The sequence below is a fragment of the Thioalkalivibrio sp. ALE28 genome (genome assembly GCF_000377425.1).
Classification (GTDB): Bacteria; Pseudomonadota; Gammaproteobacteria; order Ectothiorhodospirales; family Ectothiorhodospiraceae; genus Thioalkalivibrio.
Genome location: NZ_KB898093.1, coordinates 25,703 through 51,452 on the forward strand (window position 1 = coordinate 25,703; position 25,750 = coordinate 51,452).

Genomic DNA, 25,750 nt, shown 5'->3' on the forward strand with positions numbered 1-25,750 from the left:
GTCGCGGGTGCTTGCCGGATTGTGGATTGGGCTCCTGGCCGTTCCGGTCGCCCTGGTTCACGCGGAGGAGACCCCGGCACCCTGGGGAAGCGCCGCGCCGGTGGAGCAGGACTATGCGGGCCTGAAGGCCGTCTATGATGTGACGGCCGGTACCCCGGAGGCCCTGGAGGACGTGCTGGATCACGCCGCCTACCTGAGCCGCATGACGGGTGACGATCCGTTCGACAGTCACATCGTGCTGGTCATCCACGGGGACGCACTGGACCTGTTCGCGCGTGAACACTTTGCCGAACATGAAACCCTGATGACCCGCGCCCGCGGGCTCACGCTGAATGGCGTCATCGAGTACCGAATCTGCCAGGCCGGCGCCGCCCGCCGTGGCTATGGACCGGAGGACTTCCACGGCTTCGCCAGCGTGGTCCCGATGGCCGATGCCGAGATCGTGCGCTTGCAGCAACAGGACGGCTACGGTTACATGCGCTGAGCCCGGGGCTGCCGGGCACGCAACCCGGACCCAGAGGGATCGAACGCATGACGGACCGCCAGCAACCGGGATTTCTGGAAGCCATCGAGCAGGCGGGCCTGCTGGTGGAGATCTGGGAGCACTTCCCGGAGAACATGTTCCTGATCCGGGTCGAGGGGCCGGACTTCCTGGTCGAGGCGGCCAACCCGAAGATGACGGAACTGTTTGGGCAGGACTGCAGCGGCAAGCGCCTGCACGACTTCCTGCCCTGGTCGGTCGCGGAGGAGGTGGTGGCGCACTACCGCGAGTGTCTGCGCCAGGATGCCCCTCTGCGCTACGAGGAACACGCAACCTTTCACGATGCCCGTGGCCAGGAACGCGAGGGGCACTGGCTGACCCTGCTGGTGCCCGTACACGACCCGAACGGGACCATCACGCACCTGTTCGGGGTCTCCCAGAATGTCACCGAGCTGCGGCTGGCGCGCGCGAGCCTGGAGCGCTACAACCGCGACCTCGAGGCCGTGGTCGACGAGCGCACACGGGCCCTGAACGCGGTGAACCAGCAGCTCCAGGAGGCGAACCGGCAACTGGAGGCGCTCGCCTCGAGCGATACCCTTACGGGGGTGGGCAACCGCCGGCATTTCCAGGCGGGGGCCGAGCGCGAGATGGAACGCGCGCGACGGCATGGTGGCGCCTTGTCCCTGCTCATGTTCGACCTCGACGGCTTCAAGAGCATCAACGACCAGGACGGTCACGCGGCGGGCGACGCCGTGTTGAGAAAGGTAGCGGCGAGCGTGCAGACGACCCTGCGCGCGAATGACCTGTTTGCCCGCTATGGCGGGGATGAGTTCGTGCTGCTCCTCCCCGATACGCCCCTCGCGGCCGCGCGCCAGATGGGCGAGCGCCTGCGTACTCAGGTGCAGGAGGACGCGGGTGTGGCCCTGAGCCTTGGGGTCGCCGGTTTCGAGGCCGCCGATACGCAGCTCGAGATGCTCGTACAACGCGCCGACGCCGAGGTCCTCGCGGCCAAGCGCGCCCGCAAGGCAAAGTAGAGCCCGGCCCGGCCCCCCGGATCACCCGCGGCGGCGGTCCTGCCGGCCGCACACGGGCCGGTGGTTCAGAGGCCGAAGATCTCGGACTTGAGGTTCCACTTGGAGGCCAAGGTCTCGGTGGCGTTGAGGAACTCCTCGGCGCGGGCCGGGTGGTTCCACTGGCCCTGGGCGATCCAGGCCAGCGCGGTGTCGCGGTCGGGGGCCAGAGACAGGATGTGGATCAGCTCGCCGGCATCACTGCCGATGACCTCGCCGCCCAGCAGGGCGCCGGTGTCCATGTCGCCGATCAGGCGCACGAAGCCCTCCGGCTCGTCCTGGCCCAGCGCGCGCGGGGAGGTCTCGAAGGCGGCGAAGCCGACCGCCGGTTCCAGTTCCTCGTCCTCGGCGTCATCCTCGTCCATGCCGAGACGCGCCATCTCCACCGCGGAGTAGATCGCGATTGGCACGAAGCGCTCGTCCTGTTCGCGGGTATTGCCGTTCTGGATGTTCTCCACCGCGATGGTGGCGTCCGCCAGGGCGTGGTTGGCGGTCTGCCATTCGCTGGCGACATCGCCGATGGCGTAGATGTTGTCGACATCGGTCTGCAGGGTGGGGCGGCGCTTCACGAAGCCGCGGGCGTCGGTCTTCACCCCGATTGCGTCGAGGTTCAGGCCCTCGGTATGCGGGGTGCGTCCGGTTCCGAGCAGGACCCAGTCGACCTCGAAGCTGTTGCCTTCGCTGTCGGTGATGGTGACGCCGTCATCCGAGGTCTCGACGCTTTCGTAGCCCTTGACCCGCACCGGCTCGATGCCGTCCGCGGCCAGCTGTTCCTTCAGCGTGCTCAGTGCCTGCGGGCTGAACTTCTGGGTGGACAGTGGCTTGGAGCGCGACAGCCAGGTCACCTGCTTGCCGAGATGATGGAAGATCCAGGCGAACTCGGTGGCGACAACGCCGGAGCCGATGATCGCGACGCGCGCGCCCGCCGGCGGTTTGTCGTCGAACAGCATGTCGGTGGTCAGTACGCGCCCGGGTTCGGCCGTGAACGGGGCCGGAACGGCGGCAGTGGCGCCGGTGGCGATGATGGTGTGGCGGGCGCTGACGGTCTCGGTACCGTCATCGGTGACGACCTCCAGGGTCTCGGCGTCGCGGAAGCTCGCAGTGCCGTGGCGGTACTGGATCTTCAGGTGCTTCATGTAGCCGAGGTAGGAGTTGCGCACCTCGGTGACCACGTCCTTCTGGTGGTCCCAGGCGCGATCCATGTCGGCCGTGAGGCTGCCGCTGATGCCGCGGCCCTCGAAGTGGCGCTGCGCGGCGACGGTGCGGGCGGTGTGGTACCAGTCCTTCTTGGGTACGCAGCCGCGGTTGAGGCAGCAGCCACCCCAGTCGCCCTTCTCGATGATGACGACGCTCAGTCCGCGCAGGGCGCCCAGAACGGCGGCACGATAGCCCCCGGGGCCACTGCCGATGATGGCCAGGTCAAAGGTCTCGCTCATGGTGTCTACTCGGTCAGGTCAATGATCGGGTCGTGCCATTCCAGCTGCGTGAGGTTCAGCTCGAACACGCGGCCGTCGGCCTCGTAGTCGAAACGCACCGGGACGTGGCGCAGCTCGCGCGCAAACCAGGCGGACAGCGCGACGTCGCTGTCCTTGCTGCGGCGGTCGATGCGGATGGTCTCCACGCGGCCGATCGGGGAGTCCATGGTCTCGCGTCCGACGACCTCGAACTCGTATTCGCGCAGGCGGTCGCGTTCCAGCGCCTGGATGGTCTCGCGGTCCCCCGCGGCGGCCAGTTCGCCGGTCTCCAGGCGCTGCATCATCAGGTACAGCGAGCCGAGGAAGTCCAGGGTCTGTTCCGGGACCTCGAGATCGAAGCGCTCGCTATTGATGGTGCCGATCGCGCGGTTGCTCTCCCAGTCGAAACGCGTCTCGACCTTGCGCTCGCGGCGCGGGGTGATCTGCTGGCTGCGCGACTGCACCAGCTGGAGGTCGCCGTTGCGGCTGTTCATCAGGGCCTCGCGGCTCAGCTCGAAGCGGCCGAGGATGCGCAGGAAGCCGGAGACATGGGCATCCATCGCCATGCGGGTCTGCACGTCCTCGTGGTTGAGGGTGATGCGCGCCTTGAGCGTATTGCCCATGGCGCTGGCCTCGTAGCTGGCGGTGTAGGGCGGGATCGGGCGCAGGTCGCGGTCCGCGGCTGCCGGGGTGGCCAGCAGGGCCAGCAGCAGGGCCGGCACCAGCGCCAGCATCATGAAAACTGCACGCCGGGTCATCGCGCGGCTAGCGCCGGTCGTCGGGGCCTGAACGTTCATGGGTGTCCTCGTCGAGTTGCAGCGGTGCCTCAAGCGGCCTGCCGTCGTCTTGCAGGATCCGCCCGCACCACTGAATTTCGCCTGAACACACGCGCCGGACGACCTCGGGGTACAGCCGGTGCTCGACCCGTTGCACGCGGGCGGCCAGGGTGTCGGGCGTATCGTCGGGCGCCACCGGCACGCGTGCCTGCATGATCACCGGTCCGCCGTCCAGCTCCGGGGTGACAAAGTGGACGCTGGCGCCGTGCTCGGTCTCGCCATCGGCCAGGGCGCGGGCGTGGGTATCCAGGCCGCGATACTTGGGCAGCAGCGAGGGATGAATGTTCAGCATGCGGCCGGTGAATCGGTCCACAAAACCTGGGGTCAGGATGCGCATGAAGCCGGCCAGGATGACCAGATCCGGGGCATAGTCCTCGATGGCGGTGGCCAGGTCGGCGTCGAAGGCCTCGCGCGAGGGGTAGTCGCGATGATTCAGGACACGCCGCGGGATGCCTTGCTGTTCGGCCAGCGCGAGCCCGCCGGCATCCGGCCGGTTGCTGATGACCCCGACCACCCGCGCGGGGATGCGGCCCTGTTCGCAGGCCTCGATCAGGGCGCCGAGGTTACTGCCGCGCCCGGAGATCAGGACGACCAGGCGCCGCGGAGTCGTGTCCGATTGCCCGATGGGTCCGCTCATGCGGCGGCGTAGGTGACGCCGGGCTGGTACTCGTCGCGTTCGCGGATCACGCCGATCGGCCAGCTGCGGATGCCGGCCCGCGCGAGCTGTGTGCTGGCGGCCTCAACCCGGTCCTCGGGGAGGATGACGGTCATGCCGATGCCGCAGTTGAAGGTGCGCAGCATCTCCTCGTCGGCGATGTCGCCGGCCTGCTGCAGCCAGTCGAACACCGGCGGCCGCGCCCAGCTGTCGGGGTCGATGCGTGCGCCCAGGGTGTCGGGCAGCACGCGCGGGAGGTTCTCGGTCAGACCGCCGCCGGTGATGTGAGCCATGGCGTGCACCGGGAACTGCTCCAGCAGTTCCAGCAACGGGCGCACGTAGATCCGGGTGGGGGCCATCAGGGCCTCGCCCAGCGTGATGCCGTCGGCGCCCGGCAGCGGTGCGTCGAGGCGCGTGCCGGCATGCTCCAGCACGCGCCGGATCAGGGAGTAGCCATTGGAATGGGGGCCGCTGGCCTCCAGGCCGAGGACGACATCCCCGGCGGCGACCCGGCTGCCGTCGATCAGGGCGTCCTTCTCGGCGATGCCGACAGCGAAGCCGGCCACGTCGTAGTCCTCGCCCTGGTACATCCCGGGCATCTCGGCAGTCTCGCCACCGATCAGGGCGCAGCCCGCCTGTTCGCAGCCCTCGGCGATGCCGGTCACCACGTCCGCCGCGATGTCCACATCCAGGTGGCCGGTGGCGTAGTAGTCAAGGAAGAACAGCGGTTCGGCCCCCTGGACGACGATGTCGTTGACGCACATCGCGACCAGGTCGATGCCGATGCGGTCATGCCGGCCGGTCTCCTGCGCCAGGCGCAGCTTGGTACCGACGCCGTCCGTGCCGGATACCAGGACCGGCTGCCGGTAGCGATCCATCGGCAGTTCGAACAGGGCCCCGAAGCCACCCAGGCCGGCCATCACGCCGGGGCGTCGGGTGCGCGCCGCATGCGGCTTGATACGTTCGACCAGCTCGGCGCCGGCTTCGATGTCGACACCGGCCTCGCGGTAGGTCAGGCCTGAACGGGATTCGGACATGGGTTCCCCGATGTTGAATGAGCGCGGGTGGAGGCCGCGCGCTGCGGCGGTCTCGCAGAACCCGGCATGGTAGCGAGCCGGGTGCGGGGGTGCAAAGCCGGGAAGCGTTTCGCGGCGACGAAGGCGGGTGCGAACGGGCGGCGCTGGCGAGCCTTCTCCGGCGATGCCGGGGCGCATGCCTGTGGTATTTTGTGGCGCCTGTCGAACAACCGATCATGACCATGCCCCTGCATCCTCGAGCGCATTCCCGCCTGGCCTTCCTGCTGGGCCTCCTTTTCCTGGTGCTGACCCCGGTCGGGGCCGCCGATGACGCGCTGGTGGTGACGGTCACCGCCGAGGACGAGGCCCGGGCCCTGGAGCAGGGGCTGGAACAGGCGCTGGTAAGGTTGGCAGGGCTGCGTTCGGGCCCGGTGCTGGATCTGGCGGGCGAACTCCTCGAAGGCCGCGACGACGAGGGCTGGATCGCGGCGCTGGAGCGGCGGCAACAGCTCGAAGAGGACCGCTACCGCCTGGAGTTCGACCCGTTTCGTCTGCGCACCGCGTTGCGAGACGCGGGTGTGCCGGCCTTGCTGGGCGAGCGTCCGGCGCTGCTGGTCTGGGCCGTGCATGATGCCGGCGGGCAGCGTGACCTGCTCGGGGATGCGGTGGACGGCCCGGGGATCCTCGCGGCGCTGGACGAGCTGGCCGAGGCCCGGGACATGCCGTTGCTGTTCCCGCTCGGCGATCTGGAGGACCGCCGGTCCGCCCAGCCCTCCGATATCGTGGGCGGTGTGAGCGAGCCGCTGGTTGCGGCCGCGCGCCGATACGAGGCCGACGGGGTTCTGCTGCTGCACGTGCGCGAGACCGCGAGCGGCGCCGAGGCGCGGGTGGTCGCGGTGCACGACACCCGTGAATACCGCAGTTCCGCCAGTGGGGACAGCCCCGCGGCGGCGGCCCGCGAGGCGGTGGCGCGGGCGCTGGACCGGGTGGCCGAGCCCCTGGCACGGGTCGCGGCCGAGCCCGAATGGCTGCGCCTGGGGTTTGCCGGGGTCCAGGGCTTTGCGGCCTTCGAGCGCCTGCGCGCGGAATTGGCGCGGCTGCAGGCGGTGGAGGCGGCGCGTCTGGATGCGCTGGCCGGCGACAGCGTGGTGCTGCAGGTGCGCACCGGCCTTGATCGCGATGACCTGGTCGACCTGCTGCGCGGCTCCGGCTTTGCCCGGGCCGAGGCGCCGGATGCGGCACCCGAGGCCGATGCCTGGCTTGATCGGCGCTGATTGCTGTCGCGGCGAACCGGATGCTGCCCCGCCACCAGATCCCCAATGCCGTCACGATCGGCCGGATCCTGCTGATCCCGCCGATTGTCGTGCTGCTGGCGCTGGAGCACTACCTGGTGGCGGTGGTGCTGCTGGCAATCGCCGGACTAAGTGACGCCCTGGACGGCTGGCTGGTCCGGCGTTACGGCTGGCATACGTCGCTGGGTGCCTGGCTGGATCCGGCGGCGGACAAGCTGCTGATGCTGGGGATCTATGTGGCCGTGACCCTGTCCGGACTGCTGCCCCTCTGGCTGCTGTTGCTGGTGGTGGGGCGGGATGTCTGGCTGACCCTTGGCTCCGCGTTGTACCGGGTGTTTGTCGGGCCCCTGGCCATTCGGCCGTTGCTGATCAGCAAGGTGAACACCTTCCTGCAGATCGCGCTGGTGCTGGTGGCCATCGTGAAGGTCGGTCTGCTGGCACTGGACCCGATCTGGGTGCAGCTGCTGATTATTGTCGTGGCCTTCACGACCCTGGCCAGCGGTCTGGCCTATACCGTGCAGTGGGGCCTGTATGCGTGGCGTTACCTGCGCGGCCAGGGCGGGTCGGACGCGGCGAACGGGAGGGCGTCATGAGCACGGGGGTCGAGTTGCGCGAGCGCGTCGGGCCGGTCTCGGCCGCGACCCTGGCTGCCCTGGTCGGATTGCTGGTACTGGGCGGGGCGCTTTACCTGCTCGCGCCAATCCTTACCCCCTTCGTCGTGGCGCTGCTGATCGGTTATCTGTTCAATCCGCTGGTGACGCGTCTGGCGGCGCGCACCGGGCGTTCGCGCACCCTGGCCACGGTGATCATCTTCCTGCTGGTGATGCTCGGGCTGGCCGCGCTGATCCTGATCCTGATCCCGCTGGCCATCGCCCAGTTCGAACGACTCACGCTGGCGCTGCCGCAGATCCTCGGCTGGTTCGATGCGCAGGTGCGGCCTTGGCTGGAGGAACTGGCTGGGGACGGCCTGCCGCCGCTGGACGCCGGTGCGCTGCAGGGGCTGGTCACCGAGCACTGGCGCGAGGCCGGCGGGCTGGCCGGGGGTGTACTGCAGTGGATCGGCAGCTCCACCGGCGCGCTGGTGCTGGGGGTATTGAACCTGGTGCTCATCCCGGTGGTGAGTTTCTATCTGCTGCGCGACTGGCCGCGCCTGCTGGACGGATTGCGCGACCTGCTGCCGCGGGCCTGGCGTTCGGCGGTGATGACCTTCGCCGCGGAGTCGGACGAAACGCTGGGGGCCTTTCTGCGCGGACAGATGCTGGTGATGCTGGCGCTGGGCCTGTTCTATGCGGTCACCCTGACCGTGGCCGGGGTCGAGATGGGGCTGGCGATTGGCCTGATCGCCGGGCTGGTCAGCTTTATCCCCTATGTTGGCGTGATCGTCGGGGTGCTGCTGGCCAGCGCCGCCGCGCTGGTGCAGGGCGACGGCTGGACCCTGCTGCTGATCGTGCTGGCGATCTTCGCCGTGGCCCAGGTGCTGGAGTCCATGGTGCTGACGCCCTGGCTGGTGGGCGACCGCACCGGGCTGCATCCGGTCGCGGTGATCTTTGCCGTGCTGGCCGGCGGACAGCTGTTCGGCTTTTTCGGCGTGCTGCTGGCGCTGCCGGTGGCGGCGGTGCTGGCTGTCGGCGTGCGCCACCTGCTGGTGCACTACCGGCGCCTGAATGCCGGGGAAGCGCCCTCGGAGCCGGGAGCCTGCCGGGAATGACTGCCGGCCAGGGTCGCGAGGCTGCCCCGCAGCGCCAGCTGCCGCTGGACCTGCGCCTGCGGGATACGTCGCGCTTTGCCGGCTTCTATCCCGGCGGCAATCCGCTCGCCCGGGATGCCGTCGAGGCGCTGGCCGTCGGGGTTGGCATGAGCGAGCCACAGATCCTGCTGCACGGGCCGTCCGGCGTCGGCAAGACCCACCTGCTGCAGGCGGCCTGCCATCAGAGCCACGAACGCGGCGATCCGGTGGCCTACCTGCCGCTGGGCGAGGTCGCATCCGCCCCGCCGCTGGCGGTGCTGGACGGCCTGGAGCGTGCCCGCCTGGTGGCACTGGACGATCTCGACGAGGTGGTCGGGAAGGGCGACTGGGACGAAGCCCTGTTCGGGCTGCTGAACCGCCTGCGCGACAGCGGCTGCCGGGTGCTGCTGGCGGCGACCCATGCGCCGGACGGGCTGGGCAGCCGCCTGCCGGACCTGACCTCGCGCCTGGCTTGGGGACCGGTGTTCCGGATGCAGGCACCGGAGGAAGACGACCTCAAGCGCATCCTCGCCCAGCGCGCCGCACTGCGCGGGCTGGAGCTGCCGGAGGCGGTGGCCGACTACCTGCTGCGCCACTACCGCCGTGATCTGGTGGCCCTGCTGGCCCTGCTGGACCGCCTGGACCTGGCCGCCCTGGCCGAACAGCGGCGTCTGACCATCCCCTTCGTCCGCGACCAGCTCGCGCGTTCCTGATCTTCACCACGAAGCACACGAAGGCACGAAGAAGGGCCAGGTCAAGGGCGTTTAACAGGAAGACGGGAAGGACGGAAGATTCTGGATGGGGCGTACCGGGAGGCGGTCCTCGGCCCGGGGATGCTGGCTGGGCGCCTCGCTCCGGCCGAAGCGTGGGTACATTGCGCACCGGAAAGGACTTTCCCGCAACCTCCTGTAAACAAAATGCCCTCTTCCAGCCTTCCCGTCTTCCTGTGAACGGGTTTTGACCTTCTTCGTGTCTTCGTGCGCTTCGTGGTGAATATCAGGAAGTAAGCTTGCGAGCGCGGCGGGCGTCGAGTTTGACGTAGAGCAGGCAGCCGGCGAACCAGGCGAGGCTGGCGGCGGTCATCAGCAGCCCGTACAGGCGCGCATCGGCCGCCGCGGCCAGCGTGATCCCCAAGGTCACGTAGGCCAGCGCCAGCAGGCTGGACCAGGCGTGGGTGTAGCGGCGCCCGTGCAGCATCCCGCGCAGCGGGAACAGCAGCGGCAGGACCAGGATCACCAGCGCCAACGAGACCGGCACGATCTCCGGCCGGTCGATCCAGGTGGTCCAGACCAGGATCAGGCCGATCAGGGCCAGATAGGCGACCAGCGCCAGCGCGCGCGCCGCGAGGATCATGCCGATTCCCCGTTCTGCAGGCGGCGCGTGATCCGCCCGACCCGCTCGCCCAGGGCCGTGGCGATGCGCTGCTCCTCGCGGGTCACCGGGTGCTCGCCCTGGCCACCGGCGACATGGCTGGCGCCGTAGGGCGAGCCCCCGGAGGTCGTGGTGCTCAGTTCCGGCACGGTGTAGGGCACGCCGACCCAGAGCATCCCCTGGTGGATCAGGGGCAGGGCCATGGTCAGCAGGGTGGTTTCCTGCCCGCCGTGCTGGGTGGCGGTGCTGGTGAACAGCCCGAACGGGCGATCGACCAGGCCGCCGCTGGCCCACAGGCCGCTGGTGCCGTCGAGGAAGTGCTTCAGCGGCGCGGCCATGTTGCCGAAGCGCGTGGGCGAGCCCATGACCAGCCCGGCGCATTCCTCCAGGTCGCGGGTCTCCGCGTAGGGCGGGCCGTCGGCGGGAACCGCCGGCGCCTCGCCGGTGATGTTGGTGCTCACCGGCGGCACAGTGCGCACGCGGGCGACGGCGCCGGCCCGCTCCACGCCGCTGGCGACGTGACGGGCCAGCTCGGCGGTCGCGCCGTAGCGGCTGTAGTACAGCACCAGGACCTCGGGGGCCGCGCTCACGACAGGATCTCCAGCACCTGCTCGGGCGGACGCCCGATGCGGGCGCGCTCACCCACGACCAGGATCGGGCGTTCGATCAGTTTCGGGTGTTGCACCATGGTCTGGATCAGCGCCTCGTCGTCCAGCTCGGCATCCTTCAGGCCCAGTTCGCGGTACTCCGCCTCGCCGGTGCGCAGGAGATCGCGCGGGGCGATGCCCAGCCGGTCGACGATGGCGCGCAGGGTGGCGGCATCCGGCGGCGTCTTCAGATATTCGACAATCTGCGGCTCCACGCCCTGCTCGCGCAGCAGTGCCAGGGTCGCGCGCGACTTGCTGCAGCGCGGGTTGTGGTACAGCGTAGGGGCATCGGACATGAATCCACTCCGGAGGACGAAAAATGACGGAGGCCAATGATAACCATGCCCGCCGCTGGCGTGTCAGCGGTCAGGTGCAGGGGGTGTTCTTCCGCGCCTCTACCCGCGACGAGGCCCGGCGGCTCGGGTTGACCGGTTATGCCCGTAATGAGCCGGACGGCAGCGTCGAGGTGCTGGCCGTGGGCCCGCGCAGGGCGCTGGACACGCTGGAGGAGTGGCTGGCCGACGGGCCGCGCATGGCGCGGGTGGATGCGGTGGAGGCCGAGGAGCTGGAACCCCCGGAGCCGGCGCCGCGCGAGTTCTCCACGGGCTGACTCGGCGGTGCCTCAGTAGCGCCGCAGCGGGCGACCCGGTGGCGGAATGACCTGGACGAAGGCACGCACGTCGTGCAGCCGGTGCGGACCTTCCGACCGGATGCGGGTCTCGGCCCCCTGCATCCAGGCGCCGTCCCAGGCGAGGCGGGCCGCCCCGGTGCGCGAATGGCGCGGCAGGTCGATCAGCAAGAGGCCGTCTTCATAGGCGACCTCGAGCTCACTGCGGTAGCGCTCGGCGTGTACCTCGATGCTGCGGCTCTCGCCACTGGCGAGGGTAAAGGCCGTTGGCTCCAGCGCGCGTTCGCGACCGCCGATCCGCAGCGTGCCGCCGCTGAGACTGACGCGGATCAGGTCTCCGGGCAGGCCGGCCTGGCCACTGCGGATGGCCGCGACCCGCTCGGCGCGTTCGGCTGCCAGTGCCGCCTCCTGCTCGGCCTCGGCCTGCAGCCGGGCCTCGCGGGCCTTCTGCACCGATTCCCAGGCGCGGATGGCCTCGACCCGTTCGGCCTCGCCCATGGCGTCCCATTGTTCTTCGCTTACCCCGTAGATCCGCGGGCTGCAGGCGGCCAGCAGCAGTGCCAGGGCTGCCAGGACCGGGTACAGACGAAGCGTTGCGGGCATGCGCGATTTCCGTGTGGGTTTGTACCCGATTCTGTCCGAGTAGCCTGTACCGGCCCTGAACCGGGCTGAGGGAAACACTGTTTCCCTCAGAACAGCAGGTTGATGACGAGCAGCGAGACGACCATGAACAGCAGGGTCACACCGGCGCCGGCGCGCAGGTAGTCGGCCACGCGGTACCCGCCGGGATCCATGATCAGGGCATTGACCTGGTGGGTGGGCAGGATGAAGGAGTTGGATGCGGCGATCGCGACGATCAGCGCGAACACGCGCGGGTCGGCGTCGATCCCCATGCCTTGGGCGACGCTCGCGAAGCTGACCGCCAGCGGGACCAGCAGAACCGTTGCCCCGACGTTGGACATCACCAGCGTGAAGAAGGTGGTCAGCAGGAACACCGCGACCTGCAGCACCCAGACCGGCATCCCTTCCAGTTGCTGCATGCCGTTGGTCGCGATCCACTCACCGGCGCCGGAGTTCTCCACCGCCAGCCCCAGCGGGATCAGCGAGGCGAGCAGGAAGACGGTCTTCCAGCTGATGCCGCGATAGGCCTCGTCCATGGTGATCACGCCGGTGAAGATCATCCCCAGGGCCCCGCCCAGCAGGGCCAGTGCCAGCGGCAGGTCGGTGAACAGCACCAGCCCCAGCCCCAGCGCCAGGGAGCCGAGCGCGGCCAGCGGCCGGTGGGTCTTTGAGGCCTCCTGCTTGCGTCGTGGGTAGCGGCTGGTGACCACGACGAAGTCGCGGTCGTCCTCCAGCGCCTGCAGGTTCTCCCACGGGGTATGCACGACCAGGGTGTCGCCGGCCTTCAGCGGGGTATCCGGGACCTCGTCGACGATCAGGTCGTCGCCGCGCTGGATGCGCAGCACCGAGATGCCATAGCTGCGGCGCATGCCCTTGTCGCGCACGGTCTGGCCGATCAGGTCGGAGCCGGGCGGGATGATCACTTCCGCGATGCCGCCGTGGCGAGCGGACAGGGCGCGGGCGAACACGTCCAGTTCGTCCTTCAGCAAGGTGCCGGTGTGGTCGCAGGTCGTCTCGATGGTGGTGACCGGGCCGAGGATGGCGAGGTGTGCTCCGCGCTCCAGCTCCACGTCCCGGTTGGGTTCGATGCGGGTCTCGTCGCCCGTGGTGACGCCCACGACGTGTACCCCGAAGGCCGCCTCGAAGTCGCCCACGCGCATTCCGGCCAGGGAGCTGTCCTCGTCCAGGCGTGCCTCGCGCACCCCGAAATCCATGCCGTAGACATCGCGGAACCAGGCCGAGGTCGTCTGCACCCGGCTCTCGTCCGGGTCCTCGGTCTGGGGATCGCGGGCCGGCAGGACCCAGCGTCCGAACAGCGCGAAGTAGAGGATGAGCGTACCCAGCAGGGCGAGTCCGATCGGGGTCACGTCGAACAGCCCGAAGCCCTCGACCTCGCCGGGCAACAGGTCGTTGAGCAGGATCAGCGGGCTGGAGGCCACCAGCGTCAGGGTGCCGCCGACGATCGCGGCAAAGCCCATCGGCATCAGCAGGCGCGAGCGGGGGATACGTGCGGCCGCGCCGATGCGGTTGATCACCGGCATGAACAACGCGGCGGCCCCGATGTTCTGCATGAAGCTGGTGATGATGCCCACGGCCCCCGAGGTGGTGGCCATCACGCGGCGCTCGGTCTGCCCGCCAAAGCGCAGGATCAGGTCCGCGAGGCGGTTCATGACCCCGGAGCGGTCCAGCCCCTTGCCGATGATCATCACCGCGATGATCGCGATCACCGCGTTCGAGGCAAAGCCGGAAAACAGTGCCTCGCCCTCGACGATCGGCGCCACCCCCGGCACCAGCGCGACCATGCCGAGCAGGAACAGCACGCTCAGCGCCGCCAGGTCGATCCGGATCACCTCCGTCACGAACAGCAGGATCGTCAGCCCTAGTAGGCCGAACACGATCCCCATCTCCAGGGTAAAGGCGACCGACCCCATCAGAAGCGGCCCTGTTTGCGGGGATCGGTTGCGGCGGGGCAGTCGATGAGGGGGCCGCGTGAATCAGGCAACGCGCGGATGTACTTCTTGTTCAAGCCGAGGCCCCAGGGACTGGCGGGCCTGCTCGAGCTCGAAGTGATCCTGGAGGTTCATCCAGAACTCGGGCGAGGTGCGGAAATAACGGCCCAGGCGAAGCGCCGTATCCGCCGTGATCGCGCGCTTGCCCTGCACGATCTCGTTGATTCGGCGGGGGGGCACGCTGATGTCGTGCGCCAGGCGGTACTGGCTGATGCCTGCCTCCTCGATGAATTCGGCCAGGTGCTGGCCCGGATGGATCGGGGCCTCGATATCCTGTGCTGTCATCGTTGCCTCCCTGGTGGTCGTCGGATCAGTGGTAATCCACGATCTCGACGTTGTAGGCGTGACCGTCTCGCCATTCGAAACAGATGCGCCACTGGTCGTTGATCCTGATGCTGTATTGACCCGCGCGGTCGCCTTTCAGTGCCTCCAGTCGATGCGAGGGAGGCTGGCGCAGATCCTCGAGGCGGGTGGCAGCGTGGATGCGCGCCAGACGCATTCGTGCCCGGCGCGTTACCTCGTCGGGCAGGCGGCGTGCCCTCTCGCCCCGGGCCAGCCGCGCGGCTTCCTTGCCGCGGTAGCTCTGGATCATGGATAAATGTTAACGCGCTGCGTTATTAGCGCGCAAACGGTTGTCGAACCGGACTCTCCCGGGAAATACCGGTCCCGAATACGCCCGTCACTTCGGCGCTGTTTTCTGCGGGCGAGGCACGGTGACCGCCGAGCCCTTATTGCAGGCGTTGGCGCAGGGCGTCGAGCAGGCCATCCATCGGGAGGTGTTCGGCCTCGGTGGCCGTGCGTGCCTGGTATTCGAGTTCGCCGGCGTCGAGGCCGCGCTCGCCGATGACCAGGCGGTGCGGGATTCCGATCAGCTCCATGTCGGCGAACATCACGCCGGGGCGCTGTTCGCGGTCATCCAGCAGGACCTGGAAGCCGGCGGCCTCCAGCTCGTCGTGCAGCTTCTCGGCCGCCTCGCGCACGCGCTGGGACTTCTTGGCGCCGATCGGGCACAGGGCGATGTCGAAGGGGGCGATGGCGGTGGGCCAGCAGATGCCGCGCTCGTCGGAGTTCTGCTCGATCGCGGCGGCGACCACGCGCGAGACGCCGATGCCGTAGCAGCCCATGGTCACCACCTGTTCGCGGCCGTCCTCGTCCAGTACGCGGGCGCCCAGGGCCTGGCTGTACTTGTCTCCCAGCTGGAAGATATGGCCGACCTCGATGCCGCGGCGGATCTCGATCGCCCCGGAACCGTCCGGGGCCGGCTCGCCCTCGAGGATGTTGCGCAGGTCGGCGGTCTCCGGCTGCGGCAGGTCGCGGCCCCAGTTCACGCCGGTCAGGTGGTGGCCGTCCTCGTTGGCGCCGACCACGAAGTCCGCCATGCCCAGCATGGCCTGATCGGCGAGAACCGGAATCGGGCTGTCCACCGGCCCCAGCGAACCGGGGTCGGCGCCGAAGGCGGCCCGGATCTCGGCGGCTTCGGCCATGCGCAGCGGCTCGGCGACCCAGGGGTGCTTCTCGGCCTTCACCGCGTTCAGTTCGTGGTTGCCGCGCAGCACGATGGCGACCAGGTCGGCGTCGATCGCGTCGGAGGCGGCCACCACCAGGGTCTTCACCGTCCGCTCGGTCGGGATGTCCAGGAATTTCGCGAGATCGTCGATGGTGTGCACGTCGGGCGTGGCGATCTTCTCCAGCGCCGCGCCGGGGGCCGGGGCCGGCGCGGGCACCGGGCAGGGGGCCAGTTCGACGTTGGCGGCGAACCCGGCCGGGGAGAACGCGATGGCGTCCTCGCCGGAGCTGGCCAGCACGTGGAACTCGTGCGAGGTGTTGCCGCCGATGGCGCCGGTGTCGGCCTCCACCGCGCGGAAGTCCAGACCGCAGCGTTCGAAGATGCGGGTGTAGGCCGCGTGCATCTGCTGGTAGGTGTCGCCCAGGGAGTCGGCGTCGATATGGAAGGAGTAGGCGTCCTTCATCAGGAATTCGCGGGCGCGCATCACGCCGAAGCGCGGGCGGCGCTCGTCGCGGAATTTGGTCTGGATCTGGTAGTAGTTGACCGGCAGCTGGCGGTAGCTGCGGACTTCGCGGCGTACCAGGTCGGTGATCACCTCCTCGTGCGTCGGGCCGAAGCAGAAGTCGCGGTCATGGCGATCCTTGATGCGCAGCAGTTCGGCGCCGTAGAAGTCCCAGCGCCCGGACTCCTGCCACAGCTCGGCCGGCTGCACCGCCGGCATCAGCACCTCCAGGGCGCCGGCGCGGTTCATCTCCTCGCGTACGATGTTTTCCACCCGGCGCAGCACCCGCAGGCCCAGTGGCAGCCAGGTGTACAGCCCGGAGGCCAGCCGGCGGATGTAGCCGGCGCGTAGCATCAGCTGGTGGGAGATGATCTCGGCGTCGGCCGGGGTTTCCTTCAGGGTGTTCAGCGGGAATTGCGAGACGCGCATCGGGGGCAGTCCGTGGTTGATGGCTGGAAAGGGTTCAGAACGTGGTGCCGTTGGTGCCCCAGAAGTGGCGCGGGGCGTCGGCGAATTCGATGTAGACGCGGGCCGGCTCGATGCCCAGTTCCGCCTGCAGGCTGTCGCACAGCTTGCGCGACAGCTCGCGGGTCAGGCCCTCGGGCAGGCCGATGCTCTTCAGCTCGCAGTACGCGAGCGGATCGGTGCGCCCGCCAAAGCACATGGCCGGGTTGTGGCGGCAGGCGACCATCACGTAGCCCTCGGGCTTGCCCAGCCAGTCGGCGACCGCGGCGGACAGGCGCTGGCACAACGTGGCGGTGTCGTCGGGCAGGGCGGCATTGGTCTCGACTTGCAGCAGCGGCATGGCATCCTCCGGGGCGTTGCGGCGAAAGGTCGCCATGATACGGGGAGCGCGGGGTCGGTGCAGCGCTCGCGTCTCCCTAGCGGGTGAAACCCTTGTCAGGGTGGCTATACTCGCTGCGAGGGAGACGAACGCGGCGGGGCCGGACGGCCGGATTGCGTTCAACATCAGGAAATAATAAATTAGAAAAATCTAATATATGGTTCCGGGCCCGGTGCGCGCCTGCGCACCCCCGACGACCTCTTCGAGCAAGGACAGACGCCTCATGACACGAAACCGGATGCGCCACACCCTGTGGGCCCTGCTGCTGTTGCCGTTTGCGGCCCAGGCGGAGTTGCCGTTCGAGACGGCCACCGCCGAACGCCAGACGATCACCCAGGAACGGATCCTGGATGGCCGCGTCGAGGCAGTGCAGCGGTCCACGATCTCGGCGCAGACCTCCGGGCGGATCCGCGAGATCTACGTGGATGTCGACGACTTCGTCGAGGCCGATGAATTGCTGGTCCGGGTCAGCGACACCGAGCAGCAGGCCCGTGTAAGCCAGGCCGAGGGCGATCTGGCCGAGGCCCGCGCCCGCTTCAACGAGGCCCGTTCGGAGTTCGAGCGCATTCGCGATGTGTTCGATCGCGGGGTGGTGTCGCGCTCCGAGTTCGATCGCGCCGAGGCCGCGCTGGAGTCGGCGCGTGCCCGCCTGCGCTCGGCCGAGGGTCGGGTCGAGGAGGCCCGTGAACAACTGGGCTACACCGAGGTGTACGCGCCCTATTCGGGGATCGTGACCGAGCGCCATGTAGAGGTCGGCGAGTCGGTCAGCCCGGGGTCGCCGCTGCTGTCCGGGATCAGCCTGGACCAGTTGCGGGTGGCGGTGGATGTGCCGCAGCGTCTGATTCACAGCGTGCGTGAGCGGCGCAGTGCCGAGGTCCTGCTGAACGGAGACCGGGTGGCGGCCGAAAGCCTGACCATCTTCCCCTACGCCGATCCCGCCAGCTCGACCTTCCGCATCCGCGTGAACCTGCCGGAGCAGCAGGATCTGGGCTTGTTCCCCGGCATGTTCGTGAAGACCGCCTTCGTCGTGGACGCGGTGGAGCGCCTGGTGGTGCCGACCGAGGCCGTGGTCTATCGCAGCGAGGTCATCGCCGTCTATGTGGTGGATGCGGACGACCGGGTGGCGTTCCGCCAGGTACGGGTCGGGCGTCAGCATGACGGCCTGATCGAGATCCACGGCGGTCTGGAGGCCGGCGAGCGCGTGGCGCTGGATCCGGTCCACGCGCAGATCTGGCTGAAGGAACATCAGCAGGTGAACCCATGAGCGATGCCACCACGGAGGGGGCGTCCGAGCGGATGGGGATCTCCGGGCGCATCGCGCAGGCCTTCCTGACCACCCAGATCACCCCGTTGCTGGCCCTGCTGGGGCTGCTGCTGGGGCTGTTCGCGATTCTGGTGACCCCGCGCGAGGAAGAGCCGCAGATCAACGTGACCATGGCCGACGTGTTCATCCCGTTCCCCGGGGCGAGCGCGCAGGAGGTGGCGCAACTGGTCGCCACGCCGGCCGAGCAGGTGCTCTCGGAGATCGAGGGCATCGATGACATCTATTCCGTCTCGCGCCCGAACATGGCGCAGATCACCATTCAGTTCGAGGTCGGCGAGGACCGCACCGCGGCGCTGGTGCGCCTGTACAACCAGGTGTTCTCCAACCAGGACTGGCTGCCGCCGGGGCTGGGGGTCGGCGAGCCGATCATCAAGCCGATGGGCATCGACGACGTGCCGATCGTCAACGTGACCCTGTGGACCGAGGACCCCGAGCGCGGCGGGCACGATCTGCTGCGCGTGGCGCACGGGATCGAGGCCGAGCTCAAGCGGGTCCCGGGTACCCGTGATATCTACACGGTCGGCGGCCCGGACCACGTGGTGCACGTGCGCTTCAAGCCGGAGACGCTCGCTGCCTACAACCTGTCGGTGGATGACCTGCGCACCAGCCTGCAGGCCTCCAACTTCTCGCGCGACGCCGGTCAGCTCTATCAGGACGATGAAGAGATCCTCGTCCAGGCTGGCGACTTCATTACCGAACCCGAGGCTTTCGCCAGTCTGGTGGTCGGCATGCACGACGGCCGTCCGATCTACCTCGAGGACGTTGCCGAGGTGGTGCAGGGCCCGGCCTATGCCACCGAGCACGTGCGCTTTGCCCATGGCGCGGCCGCCGGCGATCGAGCGCGCGCGGGCGAGAGCCACCCGGCGGTCACCGTGGCGATTGCCAAGCAACCGGGGACAAACGCCCCGGATATCGCCGACGCCCTGGTCGAGCGCCTGGAACAGCTGCGCGGGACCTATATCCCTGACGGTATCGAGACGACTATCACCCGGAATTACGGCGAGACTGCGGACGACAAGGCCAATACCCTGATCCAGAAGCTGATCCTGGCAACCGCGTCGGTGGTGATCCTGGTCTGGATCGCACTGGGCTGGCGCGAGGCCTTCATCGTCGGTGTGGCCGTGGTGATCACGCTCGCGATCACCCTGTTCGCCTCCTGGGCCTATGGCTTCACCCTCAACCGCGTGTCGCTGTTCGCGCTGATCTTCTCCATCGGGATCCTGGTGGACGATGCCATCGTGGTGGTGGAGAACATCCACCGGCACATGGCCAAGGGCGGCAGGAAATTCCTCGAGGCTATCCCGCTCGCGGTGGACGAGGTCGGCGGACCGACCATCCTCGCGACCTTCACCGTGATCGCGGCCCTGCTGCCGATGGCCTTCGTGACCGGGCTGATGGGGCCCTACATGAGCCCGATCCCGATCAACGCCTCGATGGGGATGATCATCTCGCTGGCGGTGGCCTACGTGGTCACGCCCTGGCTGACGTACAAGGTGCTGCGCCGCCAGGCCGAGCAGCACGCGCATGCCGCACCGGCCGGCGGCGGGCACGGCGCGGAAGGCGAGAGCGCCTCCGCCGGGCTGATGAAGATCTTCAACCGCTTGCTGCTGCCGTTTCTCGGGACCTCCGGGCGCAAGAAGACCAACCGCCTGGTGCTGTGGGTCGGGACCCTGGTGCTGATCCTGGGCTCGGTGTCGCTGGCCTACTTCCAGCTGGTGGTCATGAAGATGCTGCCGTTCGACGACAAGTCGGAGTTCCAGGTGGTGCTGGATATGCCGGAGGGCACCAGCCTGGAGCGTACCTCCCGCGTGCTGGCGGAGATGGGCGACTATCTGAAGACCGTGCCCGAGGTGCACAACGTGCAGACCTACGCGGGTACCGCGGCGCCGATCAACTTTAACGGCCTGGTGCGGCAGTACTACCTGCGTGAGGGCTCGCACGTCGGCGACATCCAGGTGAATCTGGTGGATGCCTCCGAGCGCTCGCGCCAGAGCCATGCGGTGGCGCTCGGTGTGCGCGAGGCAATCAACGAGATCGCCGATCGTCACGGTGCCGCGGTGAAGGTGGTCGAGGTGCCGCCCGGGCCGCCGGTGATGTCGCCGATCGTGGCCGAGATCTACGGGCCGGACTACGACGGTCAGATCGAGATCGCCCGCCAGGTGCGCGAGCGCTTCGAGAACACCGACGGCATTACCGATATCGACGACTCGGTGGAATATCCGGGGCAGAAGAAGATCCTGCAGGTCGACCGCGAGCGGGCCGCGCGCCTGGGCGTGTCGCAGCAGGCGGTGGTGCAGGCGATCGAGACCGCGCTGTCCGGCGAGGACGTGACCTACCTCTACGGCTCCAACGTGAAGTACGCGGTGCCCGTGCGGCTCGAGTTCGAACAGGCCGAGAAGGGCAGCCTGGACCCGGTGCTGGGGCTCAAGGTGCGCTCGCGCGACGGCACGCTGGTGCCGCTGTCCGAGGTGGTCAATGTGGTGGACTCGACCCTGGAGCATTCGATCCATCACAAGAACCTGCTGCCGGTCGTCTATGTGATGGGCGACCTGGCCGGTGGTCTGGACAGCCCGCTATACGGCATGTTCGACATGTTCTTCGGCCTGCGCGATCAGCCGATGGCCTATGGCGAGCCGCTGGAGCAGCTGTTCATCAGCCAGCCGGACAACCCGTACAACTTCTCCCTGAAGTGGGACGGCGAGTGGCAGGTGACCTACGAGACCTTCCGCGACATGGGTATTGCCTACTCGGTGGGGCTGATCCTGATCTACCTGCTGGTGGTCGCGCAGTTCCGCTCGTACATGGTGCCGCTGATCATCATGGCGCCGATCCCGCTGACCGTGATCGGGGTGATGCCGGGGCATGCCTTCATGGATGCCTTCTTCATGGACGCCAAGTTCACCGCGACCTCGATGATCGGGATGATCGCGCTGGCCGGGATTATCGTGCGCAACTCGATCCTGCTGGTGGACTTCATCAACGAGGAGATCCGCCGTGGCGTGGAGGTGATCGAGGCAGTGGTGCACGCGGGTGCGGTGCGCGCCAAGCCGATCATCCTGACCGGGCTGGCGGCGATGGTCGGCGCCGGGTTTATCCTGGATGACCCGATCTTCTCCGGCCTGGCGATCTCGCTGATCTTCGGCGTGTTTGTCTCCACGCTGCTGACGCTGGTGATCATCCCGGTGCTGTATTACCTGTACGTGCGCAACCGGGTCGAGCTGATCCGCGCCCAGGCGGCGTAAGCGGATCCCGTCATCGCGAGGCGCGCAGCGCCGTGGCGATCTCCATGGCCGGCTGCGACGCTGGGTGGGGCGAGCATCGGGATTTCGTCGCGGGGTTCCCGCTGCGCTCGCCCTTCGGGCCGGCCTGCGGCCGCTCAACGCGCGTCGCGCTTTTGTGCCATAGCCCCTTGCGGGGCCTCGCAATGACGCGGGCGGGTTCCGGTGTTTTCGCCGTGTGCCGGCATGCGGCTACAATCGGTGCCACTTAACCGAACCGGAGACGCTCGATGGATGTCGAGATGGGAGAAGAGGGCCTGAACGTCCTCGGAATCAGCCGCGAACAGTGCGCCACCCTGGTCGAGACGCTGAAGGCCAGCGAGGACCAGCGCTTCATGGACGACCCCGAACTGCGCAAGCTGTTCAAGCTGCTGGCCGTGCTGCAGAGCGATCTGTGGGACGACATGACCGCCGGGCAGTTCGACTTCGCCCCCTACAAGAAGCAATAGCCCTGCCCGGTGCCGTCCCTGGCACCCGTACCGGAGTGCTCCATGCCCGACAATGATTCCCGCCGGCCGTCCAATTTCGTGATCGGCAACATCTTCCTTGGCGCCGCCGCCATCATGCTGTTCTTCTTCGTGACGCTCTGGGAGATCCTCGGGGTGTTTGCACTGCTGATGTGGATGGGCCTGGCGGCGATCGGGGTCTACTTCATCGTCAAGGACAAGGACATCAATCCGGGCGGCCCGCCGAACTGATTCGGTGCATCCGTCACGTACGCCTCTCGTGACACCAGCCCCGGCATCGCCGGGGCTAGCGCGGCTGCGGGGCGAATTCCTCGAGTCACTGGGGCAGCGGGTCGCGGAGCTGGAGGCCCTGCCCGGTCAGCTCGACGGCACGTTTGCGGATGGCGAACGCCTGATCACCCTGTACCGCGAGGCCCAGGCGCTGGCGCAGTCGGGGCAGGTCTTCGATGTCGGCTTGATCCGCGGCGCGGCGGAATCCCTGCGGGCCGCCGTGGCCGGCGTACGCCGGGCCCCGCCCGGACCGGATCGTGACCTGATTGTCGCGGGGGTGCGCCGCCTGGCCACGGCCGTGGAGGCCTATCGGCAGCGGGCGCGGCCGGCGGCGCAGGCGCGCATGCAGCCCGTGGGGGGGCGTCCGTCGGAGTCACGAGTCCGCCTGATCGACGACGGCGGCGCGGTCGGCGAGGCGGTGGCCCGCATGCTGGCCGACCAGGGTTTTCGTGTAACCCGGGGCGAGGTTGCCGTGGCCGACGACGAGCCGCTTTCCGCAGCGGTGCTGTGTGCCGACGTGGTCGCGGCGGACGGGGGCGGCTTGCCGGGGCTGGCGTCTGCGCTGGCCAGCGGGCTTCCGGTGCTGGCCGTCGCTCAGGCCTGGAGTCCCGGCGCCCGCCTCGAATGCGTGCGCCAGGGGGTGACGCGCTGCCTCGATCACCCCCTGGTAACCGACACCCTGGTCGAGCAGCTGATGCAGATCGGCGGCGTAATCGTGGAGTCGGATTATCGCGTGCTGCTGGTCGCCGGGGAGGCGGACAGCGAACTCGCTCATCATCTGGCCGCTTCCGGGCTGGAGGTATCGACGGTGTCCGACCCGGAGGATGCGCGCCTCCGGCTGGGCGAGATCGGCGCCGATGTGGTGGTCCTCGATCTGCAGGGGCTGGACGAACCGGCGGAATCGTTTGTCGCGCTGCTGCGTACTCGGGACAACGGGGGGGCGGTTCCGCTGCTGTTCCTGACCGAGGACCCCGGACGGATCAACGCCCTGATGACGGTGCACCCCGGTGTGGCGGGGGTGTTTCTGAAGCCCGTGGAGCCAGCCCGTATCCAGGCCGCGATTGCCGCGCGGGCGCGCCAGATGCGCCAGATCGACGGGGTCAGCCAGTCCTATCGCGATGCCCTGTACGAGCGCGAACGCGAGCATGTGGCCGTCAACGAACATGCCCTGGTCAGTATCGCGGACGTGGCCGGCAACATCGTCTACGCCAACGAGCGCTTTTCCCGGGTCAGCGGCTATGCGGTGTCCGAGCTGATGGGCCGCAATCACCGCATCCTGAAGTCCGGCCAGCATCCACCGGAATTCTATGCCGAGCTCTGGTCCACCATCGCGTCCGGGCGCGTCTGGCAGGGCGAAATGTGCAATCGTGCGCGCGACGGCTCGCTGTACTGGGTGGAGACCACCATCGTCCCGTATCTCGGGAGCAACGGGCGCCCCTACCAGTACGTGTCGATCCGCACCGAGATCACCCACGTGAAGCATCAGGAGCACCGCCTGCGCTCCAGCCAGATCTTCGCCAACATGGGGACCTGGGAATGGGCGCCGAACCGCGAGGCGCTGGGCTGGTCGGAGCGCATCCCGCCGCTTCTGGGCTATCCCGAGGGCGGGCTGGAACCCACGGTCGCCAATTTCGTGCAGGCGGTGCACCCCGACGATCGCGTCCGGGTGCGCAATGCGATCGCCAGCAGTCTGCGTCGCGGGTCCTACCTGGAACTGGAGCATCGCGTCATCTGGCCCGACGGCTCGGAGCACTGGCTGCTCGAGCGCGGCGACGTGGTCCGGGATCAGGACGGCGAGGTTCTGTACATGCTGGGTGTGATGCAGGACATCACCAAGCGCAAGACCTCGGAACTGGCATTGTCCCAGCTGTCTACCCGGCTGCTGGAATCGCAGCGCCTGGCGCGCATCGGCAACTGGGAGATGGACCCGCAAAGCGGGGCGATCACATGGTCGCGGGTCATCCACGAGATCTTCGAGGCGGATGCGGGGGATGCGTCCTTCGGGCGCGACGCATACCTGGCGCTGGTGCACCCGGAGGATCGCGAGCCGGTGACGGCCTTTCTGCAGGGCCTGAATGCGGCCGGACACCACGAACTCGGTCACCGGGTGCAATTCCGGGACGGGCGGACCCGCTTTGTCCACGTCATCGCCAGTGTCAGCCTGGATGCAGAGGGCCGACCCGCGCACATCGCCGGGAGCCTGCAGGACATCACCGAACTGCACGAGGCCCAGGAACATCTGGCCCTGTTCCAGCGCATCTTCGAGTCCTCCGGGCAGGGCATCGCGGTAGTGGACCGTGCGGGCCGCTTCGTCTACGTGAATGCCGCCGCGCGCGAGATGGTGGGCTACGAGTCGAGCGAGATGCTGGGCCGGAGCTTCCGCGAGATGGATATCATCCCCGAGGACTCCGAAGAGGAGGCGCGGGAGATCGACCGGGTGCTTTCCGAAGGCGGTTCCTGGGCCGGAAAGCTGCCCCACCGCTGCGCCAACGGGGCGGTGTTTATCACCGTCAGCAACATCGGGGTCGTCCTCGACGATCGCGGCGAACCGCAATACGGCTTCAATATCTTCAGCGACTTCACCGACGAGCTGCGTCGTCGCGCCGAGCTGCACCGTGCGCGCGAGGCGGCCGAGGCGGCCAACCGGGCCAAGTCGGATTTTCTGTCCAACATGAGCCACGAGCTGCGCACGCCGATGAACGCGGTTCTCGGGTTTGCACAGCTGCTGGAGCGCGATCCAGGGCTGGATGAACACCAGCGCGGCCATCTCGATGAAATCATGCGCGCCGGGCGCCATCTGCTGGACCTGATCAACGAGATCCTGGACCTGGCGCGGATCGAGGCGGGGCGCATGCAGGTGGAGCCGGAACCAGTCGCCGTGGACCCGCTACTGGATGAATGCCTGTCCCTGCTGGAGCCCCTGGCGCGCGAGCATCGCGTGGTGCTCGCAGCGGAGCCCCTGCCGACGGTGATGGTGCAGGCCGACCCCCGGCGTTTGAGGCAGGTACTCCTGAACCTGTTGTCCAACGCGGTCAAGTACAACCGGCCGGACGGGCGCGTGCGCGTGACCTGCGAACACGAGGGCTCCGGCGTGCGGATCGCGGTGCAAGACGACGGGCCGGGGCTGACGCCGGAGCAGTGCCAGCGGCTGTTCCAGCCCTTCGAGCGCCTGGTGGCCGAGGAGCAGGGAATCGAGGGGAGCGGGGTGGGCCTTGCGGTGACCCGCAACCTGGTGGAGCTGATGGACGGCGAGATCGGCGTCGACAGCATACCGGGTACGGGCAGCACCTTCTGGTTCCGTCTGCCCGCGGCGCAGGAGCACCTCCCGCCCGCGGCCGCAGCCTCGGACGTTGCGATCCGGGACGGTTGCCGGGTGCTCTGCATCGAGGATCATGCCGCCAATCAGCGTCTGCTGCGCGAGATGCTGAGGCAGCAGGGGGTGAGCGACTGCCGGGTGGCGGACTCCGCCGTGGCGGGCCTGGACATGGCCCTGCGGGACCCGCCGGGGCTTGTCCTGCTCGATCTGAATCTGCCGGTGATGGACGGCTTTCAGGTGCTGCGCGCGCTGCGCGCCGAGGCGGCGCTGGCGGCGATCCCGGTGATCGCGGTGACGGCCGATGCCACCGAGGCCACGCGCGAGCGGGTGGCGGCGGCCGGCTTTGATGCTCTGCTCACCAAGCCGATCGGGGCGAGCGATCTGCTGGGCGCGCTGCAGCGCTGTGCCGCGGGTCGCGCGAGCGGCTGAGCCGCCG

The 25,750-nt window shown here is 68.5% G+C and carries 25 protein-coding genes; 12 read left to right on the forward strand and 13 right to left on the reverse strand.

Annotated elements, in window-relative coordinates; translation table 11 throughout:
- The first annotated feature begins 19 nt into the window (after positions 1 to 19).
- Together D105_RS0100115 and D105_RS0100120 are read left to right on the forward strand one after the other, a co-directional pair.
- On the forward strand, positions 20 to 484 hold the full coding sequence (locus D105_RS0100115) for a DsrE family protein (RefSeq protein ID WP_018877139.1): 465 nt from the start codon (positions 20 to 22) through the stop codon (positions 482 to 484).
- Positions 485 to 531: 47 nt separating this feature from the next.
- Positions 532 to 1,515, forward strand: a complete 984-nt coding sequence (locus D105_RS0100120; protein ID WP_018867468.1) for a GGDEF domain-containing protein — start codon at positions 532 to 534, stop codon at positions 1,513 to 1,515.
- A 65-nt stretch (positions 1,516 to 1,580) separates the two neighbouring features.
- Here D105_RS0100120 and D105_RS0100125 read toward each other — a convergent pair whose 3' ends face one another.
- Genes D105_RS0100125 through purM form a run of 4 tightly spaced genes read right to left on the reverse strand, consistent with a single transcriptional unit; the run spans position 1,581 to position 5,533 of the window.
- On the reverse strand, positions 1,581 to 2,987 hold the full coding sequence (locus tag D105_RS0100125) for an NAD(P)/FAD-dependent oxidoreductase (protein WP_018877140.1): 1,407 nt from the start codon (positions 2,985 to 2,987) through the stop codon (positions 1,581 to 1,583).
- Positions 2,988 to 2,992: 5 nt separating this feature from the next.
- Positions 2,993 to 3,739 (reverse strand): DUF3108 domain-containing protein, encoded by a 747-nt coding sequence (locus D105_RS0100130; RefSeq protein ID WP_026280375.1) that lies wholly within the window; start codon positions 3,737 to 3,739, stop codon positions 2,993 to 2,995.
- 31 nt (positions 3,740 to 3,770) lie between these two features.
- Positions 3,771 to 4,478, reverse strand: a complete 708-nt coding sequence (purN, locus tag D105_RS0100135; protein WP_018877142.1) for a phosphoribosylglycinamide formyltransferase — start codon at positions 4,476 to 4,478, stop codon at positions 3,771 to 3,773.
- A complete protein-coding gene (purM, locus tag D105_RS0100140) occupies positions 4,475 to 5,533 on the reverse strand; it encodes a phosphoribosylformylglycinamidine cyclo-ligase (protein ID WP_018877143.1) in 1,059 nt (352 codons plus the stop codon). Before purM ends, purN begins: the two co-directional genes overlap by 4 nt.
- 221 nt (positions 5,534 to 5,754) lie before the next feature.
- Between purM and D105_RS0100145 the strand changes: the two genes are divergently transcribed.
- From D105_RS0100145 to hda, 4 genes are read left to right on the forward strand one after another with little or no spacing between them, the layout of a single operon-like run.
- Positions 5,755 to 6,786, forward strand: coding sequence for a DUF2066 domain-containing protein (locus tag D105_RS0100145; RefSeq protein WP_018877144.1), 1,032 nt, complete (start codon positions 5,755 to 5,757; stop codon positions 6,784 to 6,786).
- A 20-nt stretch (positions 6,787 to 6,806) separates the two neighbouring features.
- Positions 6,807 to 7,397 (forward strand): CDP-alcohol phosphatidyltransferase family protein, encoded by a 591-nt coding sequence (locus D105_RS0100150; protein ID WP_018877145.1) that lies wholly within the window; start codon positions 6,807 to 6,809, stop codon positions 7,395 to 7,397.
- Positions 7,394 to 8,512 carry an AI-2E family transporter gene (locus D105_RS0100155; RefSeq protein WP_018877146.1) on the forward strand — a complete coding sequence of 373 codons (1,119 nt, stop codon included), beginning with the start codon at positions 7,394 to 7,396 and terminating at the stop codon, positions 8,510 to 8,512. Before D105_RS0100150 ends, D105_RS0100155 begins: the two co-directional genes overlap by 4 nt.
- Positions 8,509 to 9,243, forward strand: a complete 735-nt coding sequence (hda, locus tag D105_RS0100160; RefSeq protein WP_018877147.1) for a DnaA regulatory inactivator Hda — start codon at positions 8,509 to 8,511, stop codon at positions 9,241 to 9,243. The genes D105_RS0100155 and hda overlap by 4 nt, the downstream gene beginning before the upstream one ends.
- A 283-nt stretch (positions 9,244 to 9,526) precedes the next feature.
- On the opposite strand, the gene D105_RS0100165 is transcribed toward hda, so the two are convergent.
- From D105_RS0100165 to arsC, 3 genes are read right to left on the reverse strand one after another with little or no spacing between them, the layout of a single operon-like run.
- Complete coding sequence (locus D105_RS0100165; RefSeq protein ID WP_018867459.1) at positions 9,527 to 9,883, reverse strand: DUF2069 domain-containing protein; 357 nt, start codon at positions 9,881 to 9,883, stop codon at positions 9,527 to 9,529.
- Entirely contained in the window at positions 9,880 to 10,491 is a 612-nt protein-coding gene (gene wrbA, locus D105_RS0100170; RefSeq protein ID WP_018867458.1) for an NAD(P)H:quinone oxidoreductase, read from the reverse strand. The genes D105_RS0100165 and wrbA overlap by 4 nt, the downstream gene beginning before the upstream one ends.
- Complete coding sequence (gene arsC, locus D105_RS0100175; protein WP_018877148.1) at positions 10,488 to 10,844, reverse strand: arsenate reductase (glutaredoxin); 357 nt, start codon at positions 10,842 to 10,844, stop codon at positions 10,488 to 10,490. Before arsC ends, wrbA begins: the two co-directional genes overlap by 4 nt.
- A gap of 23 nt (positions 10,845 to 10,867) precedes the next feature.
- On the opposite strand from arsC, the gene yccX reads away from it, so the two are divergent.
- Positions 10,868 to 11,158, forward strand: coding sequence for an acylphosphatase (yccX, locus tag D105_RS0100180; protein ID WP_018867456.1), 291 nt, complete (start codon positions 10,868 to 10,870; stop codon positions 11,156 to 11,158).
- Between the two features lie 12 nt (positions 11,159 to 11,170).
- Here yccX and D105_RS0100185 read toward each other — a convergent pair whose 3' ends face one another.
- From D105_RS0100185 to D105_RS0100210, 6 genes are all read right to left on the reverse strand, one after another.
- A complete protein-coding gene (locus D105_RS0100185) occupies positions 11,171 to 11,779 on the reverse strand; it encodes an Hsp20/alpha crystallin family protein (RefSeq protein ID WP_018877149.1) in 609 nt (202 codons plus the stop codon).
- Between the two features lie 86 nt (positions 11,780 to 11,865).
- Positions 11,866 to 13,728, reverse strand: coding sequence for an SLC13 family permease (locus D105_RS0100190; RefSeq protein WP_018877150.1), 1,863 nt, complete (start codon positions 13,726 to 13,728; stop codon positions 11,866 to 11,868).
- 63 nt (positions 13,729 to 13,791) lie between these two features.
- A complete protein-coding gene (locus tag D105_RS0100195; protein WP_018867453.1) occupies positions 13,792 to 14,091 on the reverse strand; it encodes a HigA family addiction module antitoxin in 300 nt (99 codons plus the stop codon).
- Positions 14,092 to 14,116: 25 nt separating this feature from the next.
- Positions 14,117 to 14,398, reverse strand: a complete 282-nt coding sequence (locus D105_RS0100200) for a type II toxin-antitoxin system RelE/ParE family toxin (RefSeq protein ID WP_018867452.1) — start codon at positions 14,396 to 14,398, stop codon at positions 14,117 to 14,119.
- Between the two features lie 136 nt (positions 14,399 to 14,534).
- On the reverse strand, positions 14,535 to 16,244 hold the full coding sequence (locus D105_RS0100205) for a proline--tRNA ligase (RefSeq protein ID WP_018877151.1): 1,710 nt from the start codon (positions 16,242 to 16,244) through the stop codon (positions 14,535 to 14,537).
- A gap of 34 nt (positions 16,245 to 16,278) precedes the next feature.
- Positions 16,279 to 16,620 carry a phenylpyruvate tautomerase MIF-related protein gene (locus D105_RS0100210; RefSeq protein ID WP_026279294.1) on the reverse strand — a complete coding sequence of 114 codons (342 nt, stop codon included), beginning with the start codon at positions 16,618 to 16,620 and terminating at the stop codon, positions 16,279 to 16,281.
- Between the two features lie 277 nt (positions 16,621 to 16,897).
- Between D105_RS0100210 and D105_RS0100215 the strand changes: the two genes are divergently transcribed.
- From D105_RS0100215 to D105_RS0100235, 5 genes are all read left to right on the forward strand, one after another.
- Entirely contained in the window at positions 16,898 to 17,923 is a 1,026-nt protein-coding gene (locus D105_RS0100215; protein WP_018867449.1) for an efflux RND transporter periplasmic adaptor subunit, read from the forward strand.
- On the forward strand, positions 17,920 to 21,225 hold the full coding sequence (locus tag D105_RS0100220; RefSeq protein WP_018877152.1) for an efflux RND transporter permease subunit: 3,306 nt from the start codon (positions 17,920 to 17,922) through the stop codon (positions 21,223 to 21,225). Before D105_RS0100215 ends, D105_RS0100220 begins: the two co-directional genes overlap by 4 nt.
- A 266-nt stretch (positions 21,226 to 21,491) precedes the next feature.
- A complete protein-coding gene (locus tag D105_RS0100225) occupies positions 21,492 to 21,710 on the forward strand; it encodes a hypothetical protein (RefSeq protein ID WP_018867447.1) in 219 nt (72 codons plus the stop codon).
- Positions 21,711 to 21,752: 42 nt separating this feature from the next.
- Positions 21,753 to 21,959, forward strand: coding sequence for a hypothetical protein (locus tag D105_RS0100230; protein ID WP_017941374.1), 207 nt, complete (start codon positions 21,753 to 21,755; stop codon positions 21,957 to 21,959).
- Between the two features lie 28 nt (positions 21,960 to 21,987).
- Positions 21,988 to 25,743, forward strand: a complete 3,756-nt coding sequence (locus D105_RS0100235; protein WP_018877153.1) for a PAS domain-containing protein — start codon at positions 21,988 to 21,990, stop codon at positions 25,741 to 25,743.
- Positions 25,744 to 25,750 lie beyond the last annotated feature (7 nt).

What these genes read in the sequence shown, in the direction of transcription:
- D105_RS0100120 (WP_018867468.1), top strand. Translation starts at nt 532, where the DNA reads ATGACGGACCGCCAGCAACCGGGATTTCTGGAAGCCATCGAGCAGGCG.
- D105_RS0100125 (WP_018877140.1), bottom strand. Translation starts at nt 2,987, where the DNA reads ATGAGCGAGACCTTTGACCTGGCCATCATCGGCAGTGGCCCCGGGGGC.
- D105_RS0100130 (WP_026280375.1), bottom strand. Translation starts at nt 3,739, where the DNA reads ATGCTGGCGCTGGTGCCGGCCCTGCTGCTGGCCCTGCTGGCCACCCCG.
- purN (WP_018877142.1), bottom strand. Translation starts at nt 4,478, where the DNA reads ATGAGCGGACCCATCGGGCAATCGGACACGACTCCGCGGCGCCTGGTC.
- purM (WP_018877143.1), bottom strand. Translation starts at nt 5,533, where the DNA reads ATGTCCGAATCCCGTTCAGGCCTGACCTACCGCGAGGCCGGTGTCGAC.
- D105_RS0100145 (WP_018877144.1), top strand. Translation starts at nt 5,755, where the DNA reads ATGCCCCTGCATCCTCGAGCGCATTCCCGCCTGGCCTTCCTGCTGGGC.
- D105_RS0100150 (WP_018877145.1), top strand. Translation starts at nt 6,807, where the DNA reads ATGCTGCCCCGCCACCAGATCCCCAATGCCGTCACGATCGGCCGGATC.
- D105_RS0100155 (WP_018877146.1), top strand. Translation starts at nt 7,394, where the DNA reads ATGAGCACGGGGGTCGAGTTGCGCGAGCGCGTCGGGCCGGTCTCGGCC.
- hda (WP_018877147.1), top strand. Translation starts at nt 8,509, where the DNA reads ATGACTGCCGGCCAGGGTCGCGAGGCTGCCCCGCAGCGCCAGCTGCCG.
- D105_RS0100165 (WP_018867459.1), bottom strand. Translation starts at nt 9,883, where the DNA reads ATGATCCTCGCGGCGCGCGCGCTGGCGCTGGTCGCCTATCTGGCCCTG.
- arsC (WP_018877148.1), bottom strand. Translation starts at nt 10,844, where the DNA reads ATGTCCGATGCCCCTACGCTGTACCACAACCCGCGCTGCAGCAAGTCG.
- yccX (WP_018867456.1), top strand. Translation starts at nt 10,868, where the DNA reads ATGACGGAGGCCAATGATAACCATGCCCGCCGCTGGCGTGTCAGCGGT.
- D105_RS0100185 (WP_018877149.1), bottom strand. Translation starts at nt 11,779, where the DNA reads ATGCCCGCAACGCTTCGTCTGTACCCGGTCCTGGCAGCCCTGGCACTG.
- D105_RS0100190 (WP_018877150.1), bottom strand. Translation starts at nt 13,728, where the DNA reads ATGGGGTCGGTCGCCTTTACCCTGGAGATGGGGATCGTGTTCGGCCTA.
- D105_RS0100195 (WP_018867453.1), bottom strand. Translation starts at nt 14,091, where the DNA reads ATGACAGCACAGGATATCGAGGCCCCGATCCATCCGGGCCAGCACCTG.
- D105_RS0100200 (WP_018867452.1), bottom strand. Translation starts at nt 14,398, where the DNA reads ATGATCCAGAGCTACCGCGGCAAGGAAGCCGCGCGGCTGGCCCGGGGC.
- D105_RS0100205 (WP_018877151.1), bottom strand. Translation starts at nt 16,244, where the DNA reads ATGCGCGTCTCGCAATTCCCGCTGAACACCCTGAAGGAAACCCCGGCC.
- D105_RS0100210 (WP_026279294.1), bottom strand. Translation starts at nt 16,620, where the DNA reads ATGCCGCTGCTGCAAGTCGAGACCAATGCCGCCCTGCCCGACGACACC.
- D105_RS0100215 (WP_018867449.1), top strand. Translation starts at nt 16,898, where the DNA reads ATGCGCCACACCCTGTGGGCCCTGCTGCTGTTGCCGTTTGCGGCCCAG.
- D105_RS0100220 (WP_018877152.1), top strand. Translation starts at nt 17,920, where the DNA reads ATGAGCGATGCCACCACGGAGGGGGCGTCCGAGCGGATGGGGATCTCC.
- D105_RS0100225 (WP_018867447.1), top strand. Translation starts at nt 21,492, where the DNA reads ATGGATGTCGAGATGGGAGAAGAGGGCCTGAACGTCCTCGGAATCAGC.
- D105_RS0100230 (WP_017941374.1), top strand. Translation starts at nt 21,753, where the DNA reads ATGCCCGACAATGATTCCCGCCGGCCGTCCAATTTCGTGATCGGCAAC.